Consider the following 12,414-nt stretch of genomic DNA (forward strand, 5'->3'; position numbering starts at 1 on the left):
TAATGCCGTATCTCGTTGATAATTCGCCATTATCTGCCAATTCCAAAGTCTAATATTACCTCAAGTATGATGTATGGCATTCTGCGTTTCGACAATCACAATTCGCTTCGAGTCGAGCGAAGGAGCCATATGATGACATCACGTTTCTGGAACAACCTTTCCGCTTCGCTGCCTGCGGTTGCCGTTGCTGGCGCGTTATCCGTCGCTGCTTTCCCCGCTCATGCGGAAGACTGGCGAGGGTGGAACGTTCATCCGGATGGTTATCCAAACTCGGTGGCGTTGAAATTCTTCGACGAGGAAGTTTCCAAGAACACGGACGGCAGAATCAATCCGCGGATCTATAACAATGCGGTTCTCGGTGACCAGCCTGACGCGATCGATCAGACCCGTAGCGGCGCCCTGGACTTCGGTAATTTCAATATGGGTCCGATGGGGCCGATCGTCCCTGAAACCGACGTGCTGTCTCTGCCATTCCTGTTCGATAGCGTCGATCAAATGTATCGCGTCATGGATGGGGATATCGGCAAGCGTTTCGCCGATGCCCTGGCGGAAAAGGATCTGATCGCCCTGTCCTGGTTCGGCTCCGGTGCCCGCAGTTTCTACAACACGGATCATCCCATCGAAGGTCCCGATGATGTGAAGGGGCTCAAGCTTCGCGTCATGAACAATGATCTCTATGTAGACATGGTCGATGCTTTGGGCGGCAATGCGACGCCAATGTCCTACGGCGAAGTGTTCCAGTCATTGAAGACGGGTGTCATCGATGGTGCCGAGAACAACTTCCCGTCATTCGAATCCAGTAATCATTACGAAGTCGCCAAGTACTTCTCCGAAACCGGTCACTTGATCATTCCCGAATGTCTGTGTGTCGCGAAGTCCAGCTGGAACGAACTTTCCGACGAAGACAAGTCGATCGTGCGCAAGGCGGCAGAAGATGCGGCCCAAAAGCAGCGCGAGCTGTGGAAAGAAGGTGCAGAGAAAAGCCGCGAGAAAGTCGAAGCGGCTGGCGTGAAGGTCAATGAAGTGAAGGACAAGGCGGCATTCCAGAAGCGTATGGAGCCGATCTATCAGGCCTTCATCAAGGAGCATCCCGATCTGGAATCGTTGATCGACGATATTCGCAATACCCAGTAAGCCTTCAAGAGTGACGGGCCCCTGATCACAGGGGCTCGTTTTTTGTCTTCGATATCAACTAGGGAAAACCATCGTGGATAACGTCCCGGATTCGGCCACCAATCCTGACACGACGTCAGACAGGGTGCTGGACGGTTTGGCGCGTTTATGCCTGATCGTTGCTGGCGTGCTGCTGGTGTTCCTGATTTTTTCGTTCGGCTGGCTGGTTTTCGGCCGTTACGTGCTCAATGACACGCCGACCTGGATCGAACAGTCTTCGCTGTTGATCGTGGTCTATATCACCTGCCTGGGTGCGGGTGCGGGTGTACGCTTCAATTCCCATCTGAGCATCGACTTTCTGCGTGAGGGCGCACCGCGGATTCCGCGAGTGGTCATGCACGCCATTTCCGACGGATTCGTGCTGCTTTTCGGTGGTTTCATGGCATGGCAGGGCTGGTTGATGATGATGAGCAACGCCGGCCGTCCGATCCCGATGATCGGGCTCTCCGAAAGTTGGCGAGCCGCGCCTCTAGTCGCTTGTGGCGTGCTCATGGTGATTTTCACCTGCGCCAATCTCATTCAACGCATCACACGTACCGGCCGGGCAGGGAGCTGACACTATGGGGCTTGCGATTCTTTTCGGCGTCTTTCTCCTCGGGTTGATCGTGGGAGCGCCGATCGCGTTCGCGGTGGGGCTGGCCTCGATCGTGACGTTTCTCTACGAGGGGCTGCCGCTGTTCGTGGGATTCCAGCGAATCGTCTCGGGGATCTCGGTATTCTCGCTGCTGGCGATTCCGTTTTTCATCTTTGCGGGTGAGCTGATGCTGCACGGCGGCATCTCGAGCCGCCTGGTACGTTTCGCTTCGGCAGCGGTCGGTCGCGTCCGCGGCGGCCTGGGGATGGTCAACGTGACCTCTTCCATGCTGTTCGGCGGCATCTCCGGTTCTGCCGTCGCCGATACTTCGGCACTGGGCTCCATTCTGATTCCGGTAATGAAAGAGAAGGGCTACGACACCGACTATGCGGTCAACGTGACGGTGACCTCCTCGATTGCCGGTGTGGTGATTCCGCCCAGCCACAACATGATTCTCTACGCCGTGGCGGCCGGTGGCGGGATCTCGGTTACCCAGCTTTTCGTGGCGGGCATCGTTCCCGGTATTCTGATGTGTCTGGCGCTGGCGGTGGCGGCCTATGTGGTGGCGGTCAAGCGCGGCTACGGCGGCGAACCCTTTCCGGGCTGGTATGCGCTGCTGATCAGCTTCGTCGCGTCGCTGCCCGGGCTGCTGACGGCGGTGATCATCGTCGGCGGCGTGCTGTCCGGCATCCTGACAGTGACCGAATCCGGCGCGTTCGGTGCGATCTACGCCATCGTCATCACCGGGCTCGTCTATCGCGAACTTCGCTGGGAGTCGTTCAAGAAGGCGGTCTACCAGGCCGTCAAGACGACGGCGCTGGTGATGATTCTGGTCGGGTGCGCCTCGGCATTTTCCTACCTGCTGGCGCTCTACAATGTGCCGGAAATGCTCGCCAATGCACTGACATCCTTCTCCGACAATCCCATCGTCGTGTTGCTGATGCTCAACCTGCTGTTGCTGGCGCTCGGCATGATCATGGACATGGCGCCGCTCATTCTGATCTGTACGCCGATTTTCCTGCCGGTGGCGCAGCAGTTCGGCATGGACCCTATCCAGTTCGGCATCCTGATGATGATGAATCTGGGCATTGGTCTGTGTACGCCGCCGGTCGGCGGGTGTCTGTTCGTCGGCAGCGCGATCGGCGGGATCAAGATCGAACAGACCGTCAAGACCATCTGGCCATTCTACCTGGCGTTGTTCGTGGTGCTGATGCTGGTGACCTACGTACCGGCGATTTCCTTGACGTTGCCCAACCTGCTGCAGTGACGCGACAGCGAGAGCTCGGCTTCGAACCATTCGACACCCCACTGGACGGTCATTGGCATCTGACCGTCCAACCCAACGAGGAGAGATCAACATGCTGAATCGATTACTGGTGACTGGCGCCGCCGGTGGCGTCGGGCAAGCCATCCGTCCGCATCTGGCGAAGCTCGCCCGGCACGTGCGTCTGTCGGACATCGAGACAATCGGCAACGCCGAGCAGCACGAGGAGATTGTCGCTTGCGATCTGGCCGACGCGGCGGCGGTGGCAAAGCTCGTCAGCGATTGCGACGGTATCGTCCACCTGGGCGGCATCTCGGTCGAGAAGCCGTGGGAAGGGATCCTGCAGGCCAACATCATCGGAACCTACAACCTCTACGAGGCGGCCCGGAAGCAGGGCAAGCCGCGCATCGTCTTTGCCAGCTCGAACCATACCATCGGTTTCTACGAGCGCTCGACGCGGATCGATAGCCAGGTCCCGCGCCGGCCGGACTCGCTCTATGGGGTTTCCAAGTGTTTTGGCGAGGACCTGGCGAGTCTCTATTTCGACAAGTTCGCGATCGAGACGCTGAGCGTGCGCATCGGCTCCTGCTTCCCCAAGCCCAAGGACACTCGCATGCTGGCGACGTGGCTAGGCGTCGAGGATTTCGTGGCCCTGCTGGAGCGGGCGTTCATCGCCCCCAAGCTGGGTTATACGGTGGTCTATGGCGCTTCCGACAATGCCGAGCAGTGGTGGGACAACCGCCATGCGCAGTTCCTCGGCTGGGTGCCGCAGGAAAGCTCGGCGCCGTGGCGGGCCGAAGTCGAGGCCGAAGCGGCCAAAGCGCCTCAGGATCCGACGGACCCGGCGGTCGTCCATCAAGGCGGCAAGTTCGTCACGCTGGGTCATCCCGACGACGAAACGTGATCCGGGCCGGGGTCGGTCGAACTGGTATGCTATTCACCTCGAACGTCATACAGCACCGACCGCCCCGAGCGATTACGGACGCCGGCGTCGGCCAAGAAAATCGATAAGGTAGGCAGCACGATGGAGCAGACCAAGGCTTGGGAGATAAAGCGCATCTCTTCTCAGGAGAGTCTATCGCGCCAGATCGCCCGGCAGCTGGAAGCCCTGATCACTCAGGGACATATCGAGGTGGGCGAAAAATTGCCGACCGAGAGCCAGCTGTGCGACATGTTCGGTGTCAGTCGAACGGCGGTGCGCGAGGCTATCGCTCATCTCAAATCGATGGGCCTGGTCGAAACGCGTCGGGGCATCGGCACGCGCGTCCTGCGCTCCGTGCCGGATCACCAGTTTCCGGCAAGACGCATCAACGCCACCACGGTGGAAGACATTCTGCACGTGCTGGAAATGCGCATGACGCTGGACGCCCAGGCGGCGGCGCTGGCGGCCGAACGGCGCACGCCGCTGGATATCGCGGCGATGCAGAGTGCTCACGAGCAGTTCCTGGCGGCCTGCGAGACGGGTAGCCAGGCTCGCCACGAGGACTACGTCTTCCATCGGGCGATCGTCGAAGCCACGCACAACCCGTTCTTCGTCTCGTTGTACGACCAGCTCAACGAAGGCGCCATCCCCCGGACCAAGCTTCTGTCCGTCGAGCTCGACCCTCAGGCCATATCTTACTATCTTGAAAGGGTGGCTCGGGAGCATGGCGAGATCCTGCAGGCGATCGTCTCGGGGCAGGCGGAAGCCGCCCGGGACGCCATGCACCGCCATCTCCAACGGGCGTACGACAATTACGCCGCGTATCAGGATCGCTCCGAAGCGTAATCTCTTGCCGGCCCGGGTGGTAAAGGCGGGCCGATCGATTCGAGACATCGTTCGACTGCACTGCCGTCCCAAGGGGCGGCGGTGTCTTCCTGTTGGCATTGGCGTCCCGGCATTCGGGTGTTTTCGATATCCCAGCTTTCTCTAACATCCCAGCTTTTCTAGGAGGCAATGTGAATCTGACTGGCGAACTACTGATTGGACAGCAAACCGTCAAGGGAGCCCGCGATCCGATCGTTGCGATCAATCCGGCGACGGGCGAGCGTATGCCGACCGAGTTTTTCGGCGGCACTGCCGAAGACGTGGCGCGAGCCTGCGATCTCGCCTGGTCGGCATTCGATACCTACCGAGAAACCTCGCTCGAAGAACGTGCCCGGTTTCTCGAGACGATCGCCGACGAGATCGAGGCGATCGGTGACGACCTGATCGAACGGGCCGTGGCCGAATCCGGTCTGCCCCAGGGGCGCATCCAGGGCGAGCGGGGCCGTACCTGCGGCCAACTGCGCTTGTTTGCCGATACCGTGCGGGCGGGAGAGTGGCTCGATGTTCGCATTGATCCGGCCTTGCCGGATCGCCAACCGATGCCGCGGGTCGATCTGCGCCAGCGTCATATCGCCCTGGGGCCGGTGGCCGTGTTCGGCGCCAGCAATTTCCCGCTGGCGTTCTCCGTCGCCGGTGGCGATACCGCGTCGGCACTGGCTGCAGGTTGCCCGGTGATCGTCAAGGGGCACCCGGCGCATCCCGGCACCTGCGAGCTGGTGGGTCGCGCCGTGCAGGCCGCCGTCAAGAAGTGCGGTCTGCCCGAAGGCGTGTTCTCGATGCTGCACGATTCCAGCTTCGAGGTGGGGCAGGCGCTGGTCGCCGATCCGCGGATCAAGGCAGCGGGCTTCACCGGGTCGCGCAAGGGCGGTCTGGCGCTGCTGGAGATTGCCCAGCGTCGTCCGGAGCCGATCCCGTTCTATGCGGAAATGAGCAGCATCAACCCCGTGTTCCTGTTGCCGGCGGCGTTGAAGGCGCGCGCCAAGGCGCTGGGCGAGGCGTTCGTGGGCTCTCTCAACATGGGCGCCGGTCAGTTCTGCACCAATCCGGGCCTGGTGATCGCGGTCGAAGGGCCGGATCTCGACGCGTTCATCGAGTCCGCCAGCGAAACGCTCAAGAGCAGCACGGCGCAGACGATGCTGACGCCGGGGATTCACGAAGCGTATGGCCAGGGCGTCCGCGCGCTGGCGGCGAACAGCAAGGTTCGCGAAGTGGCGCGTGGACTGGAGGGCGAAGGCGCCAACCAGTGCCAGGGCGGCCTGTTCGTGGCTGCCGGCGAGGACGTGATCGCCGATACCTCGCTGCAGGCAGAAGTCTTCGGCGCCTCCTCGCTGATCGTGGCCTGCCGCGATGCGGCGGAAGTCAAGCGTGTCGCCGAGGTGCTTGAAGGCCAGCTGACGGCAACGCTGCAGATGGACGACGCCGATCACGAGGCTGCCAGGGTGCTGCTGCCGACGCTCGAGCGCAAGGCGGGCCGGATCATGGCCAACGGCTGGCCGACCGGGGTGGAAGTATGCCACGCCATGGTTCACGGCGGCCCGTTCCCGGCGACTTCGGATTCGCGCACCACGTCCGTGGGGACCGCGGCGATCTTCCGCTTCCTGCGCCCCGTCTGTTACCAGGACCTGCCGGATGCGCTGCTGCCGGAAGCCGTGCGCGAGAGCAATCCGCTGAAGCTGCGTCGCCTCGTCGACGGCGAACGCGAACGCTGATCTCGTCAGCTTGCATGCCAGTCATCGGCATGACGATGGCTGGCTGATGAGACGATCTGATGAGACAGGGCAATGAAAAGGGTCGCTCGAGAGCGGCCCCTTTTTCGTCCGGTATTCGTCCGGCGTTCGTCCGGCAGCGACAGCGCCCGGGCTATACCAGCCCCAGCCATTTCAGCAGGAACAGCCCCAGGCTGAGGCTGAACATCGACGCGAAGGTGGTGATGACGATGATGTTGGCAGCCAGCTTGTCGTTGCTCTTGAACGCCTTGGCCATGACGAAACTGGCCGCTGCCCCCGGGCAACCCAGGTAGAGGAAGATGATCCCTAGTGCCGGGCCGTGAATCCCCACGGCGAGGGCGCCCAGCACCCCGAGTAGGGGAACCCACACCAGCTTCCACAGGCTGGCGTCGAGGGCGATGGTACTGCTGCGCTTGAACGCGCTGACGGAAAGCGTGCCGCCGATGCAGATCAATCCCAACGGCAGCGACATGCCGGCAAGATAGCCGCCCGAGGTCATGACCCAGCCGGGGAGTTCGATATCCGATAGTGCCACCGGAATCGCGAAGACGACGCTCAGGATGAGCGGATTTTTGGCCAGATTCTTGATCAGGCTGCGGAAGTCCGTGGCGACCTCGTCACTGTAGAGCGACAGGATGAAGACCGAGAAGACGTTGTAGATGACGATGACCGCGCCGGCCAGCACGCCGCCCACGGAAAGGCCGTAGTCGCCGTACTGGCCGGCCGCCAGGGCGAGCCCGACGATGCCATTGTTGGCGCGGAATGCCCCCTGGGTGAAGATGCCCCTTTCCACGCGGGGGTGCCGCCAGATCGCCCAGGCCCAGGCGAGAAAGAAGCTGATGATGGTGTAGCCGATGAAATAGCCGATCAGCTCCGGCTGCAGGGCGCGACTCAGATCCGCCTTGATGATGCTCAGAAACAGCAGCGCCGGCATGGTGACCTTGAACACCAGCATCGATGCCGTGGTGATGAAGTGGGAATCGATCCAGCCGAGCCGCTTGAGGCCGAGCCCCAGGAAGACCATCAGAAAGACCGGCAGCGTGATTTCCAGCGTATGGGTAAAGGCGGCCAGCAGCCCCATGATTCACTCTCCGCCGCGGACTAACCAGAAGCCGACCACGAGCGCCGCGATCAGCAGCGCCCAGAACAAGCGGTTACGCAGACGGGTGTCGCGGTGGGATCCTTTGCGAGACACAGTACAATCCTTGCTGGGTAAAAGGGTCGAATGCCGCCGGGATGCGAGCCCGTTTCATGATCGTGACCATCGAAGCCTGTCAGCGGCGATCATGGCCGATGCCATCCTGATGTCGAGAGACGATATCGAGAGGCATGGGCGTTGGGCGTTCGACCGGGTCGTGAATTTGAAGCCATGCATTTATAGCCGATTAGCCGATAGTCTAAGGGAATTCAGATGTCGATGCTGCGTTATCCACTGGTCTTTGCCCACGCCAACGGGTTTACCGGTGCCAGTTACCAGACGCTGTTGTCACCGTTGGCGACGCATTTCGAACTGCATCCGCTGGACCGCCTGGCGCATGATCCCCAGTTCCCGGTAGGGCGGAACTGGCTGGCATTGCGCGAAGAGTACCTGTCGGCCACCGAGTCGTTGTCAAAGCCGATCGTCGCCGTGGGGCACTCCATGGGCGGCGTGCTTTCGATCATGGCCGCCTCCAAGGCGCCGGATCGCTTTCGCGCCGTGGTGGCACTGGATCCGCCGCTGCTGCTCGGGCGGGACGCCTGGATGTTGAAGTTCGCCAAGCTCGCCGGCTTCGTCGACCGGGTGACGCCGGCCGGCAAGACGCTGCGCCGTCGCGAGGTCTGGCCCAGCCGGGAAGCGATGGCCGCTTCGCTGCGTCGCCGTTCGCTGTTCAAGGGCTTTACCGAAACCGCGATGGAGGATTACGTCACCGGGGCGACGACCATCGTCGACGATAGCGGCGCGGCGAAGCTGCGCTATGCGCCTCGCACCGAGGCCGCCGTGTTTCGCCACCTGCCGGATCATCTCACTTCGGTGCTGCGCAAGATCGAGGTGCCGCTGACCGTGATCGCCGGTAGAGACTCTGATCTGCTGACGCCCGAGCGGCGACGCACGCTCTCGCGGCTGGGCATTCGGTTGCACTGTGTGCCCGGTGGTCACATGTTTCCGTTCGAGCATCCGCAAGCGACCCGTCAGGCGATTCTGGAAGCCATCGACGACATGCTGGGAGAAGAGTCTTGAGGGTACGAGAAATGATTCTGGGTGAAGGGCGTCTGGCCGCGTTGAGCTGGGGCGACGATGCCGCGCCCACCTGGGTCGCCCTGCACGGCTGGCTCGATAACGCCGCGACGTTTTCCCGCCTGGCGCCCGCGCTGGCCACTGCGCTGGGGATTCGCCTGGTGGCGCTGGACCTGCCGGGGCAAGGCCATTCACCGCATCGTGGCGCGGGGGCCGAGTATCCGTTGTGGGGTTACGTACCAGACGTGCTCGACGCCGTGGACGCCCTGAAGCTGAACTCGGCGACATTCGTCGGCCACTCGATGGGCGCCGGCATTGCCAGTCTGATCGCTGCCGCCGCGCCGGAACGGGTCGACGGACTGGTGTTGATCGATGGGCTCGCCTCGACCACCAATGAACCCGGCGAGACGGTGACGCAGCTGCAAGCGGCGTTGCGGGCGCGGCGGCGTTCACGCAGTGCTGCCGGCAGTTATGCGAGCATCGACGAGGCGGTCGCGGCGCGGGTTCGTGGCGGCGTCACCCGGATCGATGCCGATACCGCGCGGCCCATCGTCGAGCGTAATCTCGGCCGGCAGGAGAACGGGCGCTACTACTGGCGAACCGACCGCCGTCTGGTCCATCCGTCGCTGCTGCGCTGGACGCCGGACCAGATGTTGGCAACGGTGGCCGCCATTCGCGCCCGGGTGCTGCTATTGCAAGCCACCGCCGGGGTGTTGACGCAGCGGCCGCACCTTGGCGAGGCCTGTCGCCGGATCGACAGGCTCGAGCGGCGCATCGTCTCCGGCGGACATCATCTGCATCTGGAGGGCATCAGAGTGGCGCAGGTCGCCTCGGAAATCGTACGCTGGCATCAATCGACGGTCGTGGAGTCCATGTCATGAAACCTCGCGTCTCGTTGGTATTGGGGAGCGGCGGCGCACGGGGCTACGCCCATATCGGCGTGATCGAGGAGCTCGAAGCGCGCGGCTACGAGATCGCGTCGATCTCCGGCTGCTCCATGGGTGCCTTGATCGGCGGTATCTACGCCGCTGGCAAGCTCGACGGCTATCGCGACTGGGTCTGCCAGCTCGACTATTTCGACGTGCTGCGTCTGGTCGACATTACCTGGAGCGCCATGGGGGCCATGCGCGCCGGCAAGGTGATGACCAAGCTGGAGGCGCTGGTCGGGGATATCCGTATCGAGGACCTGCCGATGCCGTTCACGGCGGTGGCGACGGATCTGAGCCGCCAGCGGGAAGTGTGGTTCCAGAGTGGCCCGCTGCTACGCGCGATCCGCGCCTCGATCGCGGTACCCGGCATCATTACTCCGGTCCAGGAGAACGGGCACGTGCTGGTCGACGGAGGGCTGCTGAATCCGCTGCCGATCATTCCCACGGTCTCCGTCGACGCGGACATCGTGCTGGCGGTCAATGCTACCGCCCAGACGCCGACGCCCGTGACGCTGGAAGAGCTGCTGCCTGCCGACCAGGCGGCCCAGGAGCATGCCCGTGAAATCGAACGCGAAGCCGAAGGCCAGAGCTTCAGCGGCTGGCTGAAGAACGTGCGCACGCGGGTGCAGGGAATGGTCTCGTCGTTCAGCGACGAAGAGGAAGCCTCGGAAAGCGCCAGCTGGTCGAGCCAGACCGAACGCGCCTGGAGCAAGCTCGACATGATGCTGGCCTCGTTCGATATCACTCAGGCGGCACTGGCCAAGTACAAGATCGCCGGTTACCCGCCCGACATCCTGATCGAGGTGCCCAAGAGCGTGTGCGGTGCCTACGAGTTCCATCGCGCCGAGGCGCTGATCGAGCTGGGACGTTATCTCGCCGCCCAGGCCCTGGATCGCCACGAGCGTCAGCGGGACCGGACTTCCGTCGCCGCCGAACCGGTCGATGGCCGCCGCCACCCGGCCAGCAGTGCCGACCCGCAGGCACGTCTATCGCTGCCGCTATCCTCGCCCAAGCGCCACGGTTGACGCCGCTCGTCAGTCGCCGCGCGTGCGCAGCAGCACGTAGAGGGCGCCGGTGCCGCCATCGATCTCGCTCGCCGAGCAGAACGCCAGCACCCGCGACCAGTTCTTGAGCCAGGTGTTGACGTGGCTCTTGATCACCGGGTAATCCGCGCCGCTGCCGCGATAACCGCGCGCCTTGCCATGTACCACCAGCACGCAGCGAACCCGACTGGCGATGGCGTCGTCGATGAACGATTCGAGCTCGGCACGGGCTTCGTCGAGGGTGTAGCCGTGAAGGTCGAGGCCACCTTCCCAGGCGATGTGGCCGCGCTTGAGCTGGGCAAAGGTTCGCGGTGGCAGATCCGGAATCGAGAATTCCAGGCGCTGATGCGGCGTGACCGCTTCGACGCCGCCGTCCGATAGCCGGGATTGCACGACCGGCGGGGCCTGCTCGGCGGCTTCACGCCGCGCGTCGGCATTGAGCGCGTCGCGTCGCGGGCGACCCGTGGCCGCGCGGTTGAGTCTGAGCCGCTGAACGCCGGCCGCTTCCAGTGCCTGGCGGAAGGCGTTGTGATCGTCGTCGTCGCTCGAGGAGTGGGTCATTGCCATTGTGCCTTTGCTGACCGCTGTCTTTGGCTTGAGTGATTCAGCGGGCGGAAGGGTAACCGATTCCGCGCGTCATGACATGGCCGGCTGTGAACGCGCGAGCCTTGCGCGTACAATCGTCGTCCGTTTTCCAGCCAGATGCGAGTTCCTTCCATGTCGCCACCGCAGTCGACCCTGACGCTAGCGGACGATGCCATCGTCGAAGACCTGTTCAGCGTGCGGGACTGCCTGCGCTGGGCCACCACCGAATTCCATGCCCATCGGCTGCATTTCGGCCATGGCACCGACAGCGCCTGGGACGAAGCGGTTGCCTTGGTGCTGGGCGCGCTGCATCTGCCGTGGGACATCGACCCGGCCGTGCTCGACGCGCGTCTGCTGGGCATCGAGCGGCGCCGGATCGTCGCGCTGGTGAGAAGCCGCATCGAGTCGCGTCGGCCGTTGCCCTACCTGCTCGGCGAGGCGTTTTTCGCCGGCTTCCCGTTCGAGGTCGACGAGCGGGTGCTGATCCCCCGTTCGCCCATCGCCGAACTGATCGAACAGGGCTTCTCGGCCTGGTTCGATGACCTGCCGCCGGCGCACGTGCTCGACCTGTGTACCGGCTCCGGCTGTATCGGCATTGCCACGGCGCTCTACCTGCCCACCTGCGAGGTGGATCTGGTCGATATCAGCGTGGAAGCGCTCGAGGTCGCCAAGGCGAATATCGTGCGTCATGATGTCGGGCGGCGCGTTCGCGCGGTGGCGTCCGACCTGTTCGAAGGCGTCGCGGGGCAGCATTACGATCTGATCGTCAGCAATCCGCCCTATGTCGACACTCGCGATCTGGCGGCCATGCCGGCGGAGTATCGGCACGAGCCCGATCTGGCACTGGTCGCCGGTCGCGATGGTCTCGACATCGTCCGGCGCATCCTGCGCGAAGCCCGCGCCTACCTGAACGATGGCGGCATGCTGATCGTCGAAGTGGGCAACTCCCAGCGTCATCTGGAGGCGGCTTTCCCGGAAGTGCCGTTCCTGTGGCTGGAGTTCGAACGCGGCGGGGAAGGGGTCTTTGCGCTGAGCGCCGAGGATCTCGATACCTACGCGGATCACTTCGCCGCGTCTCATCCGGCCTGAACCTGAAT

Annotated in this window: 12 protein-coding genes; 10 read left to right on the plus strand and 2 right to left on the minus strand. The window is 63.1% G+C overall.

Translation table 11 applies throughout. From position 1 onward, the window contains the following. The first annotated feature begins 129 nt into the window (after positions 1–129). The 6 genes from BC443_RS12265 (at position 130) to BC443_RS12290 (ending at position 6,527) form a co-directional block, all read left to right on the plus strand. The gene (locus BC443_RS12265; RefSeq protein WP_139284318.1) at positions 130–1,134 is read left to right on the plus strand and encodes a TRAP transporter substrate-binding protein; all 1,005 of its coding nucleotides are present in this window, start codon (positions 130–132) and stop codon (positions 1,132–1,134) included. 73 nt (positions 1,135–1,207) lie between these two features. Continuing rightward, the gene (locus BC443_RS12270; RefSeq protein ID WP_071232125.1) at positions 1,208–1,729 is read left to right on the plus strand and encodes a TRAP transporter small permease; all 522 of its coding nucleotides are present in this window, start codon (positions 1,208–1,210) and stop codon (positions 1,727–1,729) included. 4 nt (positions 1,730–1,733) lie between these two features. Beyond that, positions 1,734–3,014 carry a TRAP transporter large permease gene (locus BC443_RS12275; protein WP_071232126.1) on the plus strand — a complete coding sequence of 427 codons (1,281 nt, stop codon included), beginning with the start codon at positions 1,734–1,736 and terminating at the stop codon, positions 3,012–3,014. 91 nt (positions 3,015–3,105) lie between these two features. Further along, on the plus strand, positions 3,106–3,915 hold the full coding sequence (locus BC443_RS12280) for an NAD(P)-dependent oxidoreductase (protein ID WP_071232127.1): 810 nt from the start codon (positions 3,106–3,108) through the stop codon (positions 3,913–3,915). Between the two features lie 120 nt (positions 3,916–4,035). Continuing rightward, entirely contained in the window at positions 4,036–4,779 is a 744-nt protein-coding gene (locus BC443_RS12285; protein WP_071232128.1) for a FadR/GntR family transcriptional regulator, read from the plus strand. A 170-nt stretch (positions 4,780–4,949) separates the two neighbouring features. Continuing rightward, complete coding sequence (locus BC443_RS12290) at positions 4,950–6,527, plus strand: aldehyde dehydrogenase (NADP(+)) (protein ID WP_071232129.1); 1,578 nt, start codon at positions 4,950–4,952, stop codon at positions 6,525–6,527. A 151-nt stretch (positions 6,528–6,678) separates the two neighbouring features. Here BC443_RS12290 and BC443_RS12295 read toward each other — a convergent pair whose 3' ends face one another. Then, a complete protein-coding gene (locus BC443_RS12295) occupies positions 6,679–7,626 on the minus strand; it encodes an AEC family transporter (RefSeq protein ID WP_071232130.1) in 948 nt (315 codons plus the stop codon). A 330-nt stretch (positions 7,627–7,956) separates the two neighbouring features. Between BC443_RS12295 and BC443_RS12300 the strand changes: the two genes are divergently transcribed. Genes BC443_RS12300 through BC443_RS12310 form a run of 3 tightly spaced genes read left to right on the plus strand, consistent with a single transcriptional unit; the run spans position 7,957 to position 10,714 of the window. Continuing rightward, positions 7,957–8,763 carry an alpha/beta hydrolase gene (locus BC443_RS12300; RefSeq protein WP_071232131.1) on the plus strand — a complete coding sequence of 269 codons (807 nt, stop codon included), beginning with the start codon at positions 7,957–7,959 and terminating at the stop codon, positions 8,761–8,763. Next, positions 8,760–9,641 carry an alpha/beta hydrolase gene (locus BC443_RS12305; RefSeq protein ID WP_247643281.1) on the plus strand — a complete coding sequence of 294 codons (882 nt, stop codon included), beginning with the start codon at positions 8,760–8,762 and terminating at the stop codon, positions 9,639–9,641. The genes BC443_RS12300 and BC443_RS12305 overlap by 4 nt, the downstream gene beginning before the upstream one ends. Next, the gene (locus BC443_RS12310; protein ID WP_071232133.1) at positions 9,638–10,714 is read left to right on the plus strand and encodes a patatin-like phospholipase family protein; all 1,077 of its coding nucleotides are present in this window, start codon (positions 9,638–9,640) and stop codon (positions 10,712–10,714) included. Before BC443_RS12305 ends, BC443_RS12310 begins: the two co-directional genes overlap by 4 nt. A 9-nt stretch (positions 10,715–10,723) precedes the next feature. Here BC443_RS12310 and BC443_RS12315 read toward each other — a convergent pair whose 3' ends face one another. Continuing rightward, entirely contained in the window at positions 10,724–11,293 is a 570-nt protein-coding gene (locus BC443_RS12315; protein ID WP_071232134.1) for a Smr/MutS family protein, read from the minus strand. A gap of 156 nt (positions 11,294–11,449) precedes the next feature. On the opposite strand from BC443_RS12315, the gene prmB reads away from it, so the two are divergent. After that, the gene (prmB, locus tag BC443_RS12320; protein ID WP_247643282.1) at positions 11,450–12,406 is read left to right on the plus strand and encodes a 50S ribosomal protein L3 N(5)-glutamine methyltransferase; all 957 of its coding nucleotides are present in this window, start codon (positions 11,450–11,452) and stop codon (positions 12,404–12,406) included. Positions 12,407–12,414: the final 8 nt, after the last annotated feature.

This window comes from Salinicola sp. MIT1003, from assembly GCF_001858555.1.
GTDB classification, from domain to species: domain Bacteria; phylum Pseudomonadota; class Gammaproteobacteria; order Pseudomonadales; family Halomonadaceae; genus Salinicola; species Salinicola salarius.

Excerpts from the sequence above, each read along its gene's own strand:
- BC443_RS12265 (WP_139284318.1), top strand. The coding sequence starts at position 130 with ATGATGACATCACGTTTCTGGAACAACCTTTCCGCTTCGCTGCCTGCG.
- BC443_RS12275 (WP_071232126.1), top strand. The coding sequence starts at position 1,734 with ATGGGGCTTGCGATTCTTTTCGGCGTCTTTCTCCTCGGGTTGATCGTG.
- BC443_RS12280 (WP_071232127.1), top strand. The coding sequence starts at position 3,106 with ATGCTGAATCGATTACTGGTGACTGGCGCCGCCGGTGGCGTCGGGCAA.
- BC443_RS12285 (WP_071232128.1), top strand. The coding sequence starts at position 4,036 with ATGGAGCAGACCAAGGCTTGGGAGATAAAGCGCATCTCTTCTCAGGAG.
- BC443_RS12295 (WP_071232130.1), bottom strand. The coding sequence starts at position 7,626 with ATGGGGCTGCTGGCCGCCTTTACCCATACGCTGGAAATCACGCTGCCG.
- BC443_RS12300 (WP_071232131.1), top strand. The coding sequence starts at position 7,957 with ATGTCGATGCTGCGTTATCCACTGGTCTTTGCCCACGCCAACGGGTTT.
- BC443_RS12310 (WP_071232133.1), top strand. The coding sequence starts at position 9,638 with ATGAAACCTCGCGTCTCGTTGGTATTGGGGAGCGGCGGCGCACGGGGC.
- BC443_RS12315 (WP_071232134.1), bottom strand. The coding sequence starts at position 11,293 with ATGACCCACTCCTCGAGCGACGACGACGATCACAACGCCTTCCGCCAG.
- prmB (WP_247643282.1), top strand. The coding sequence starts at position 11,450 with ATGTCGCCACCGCAGTCGACCCTGACGCTAGCGGACGATGCCATCGTC.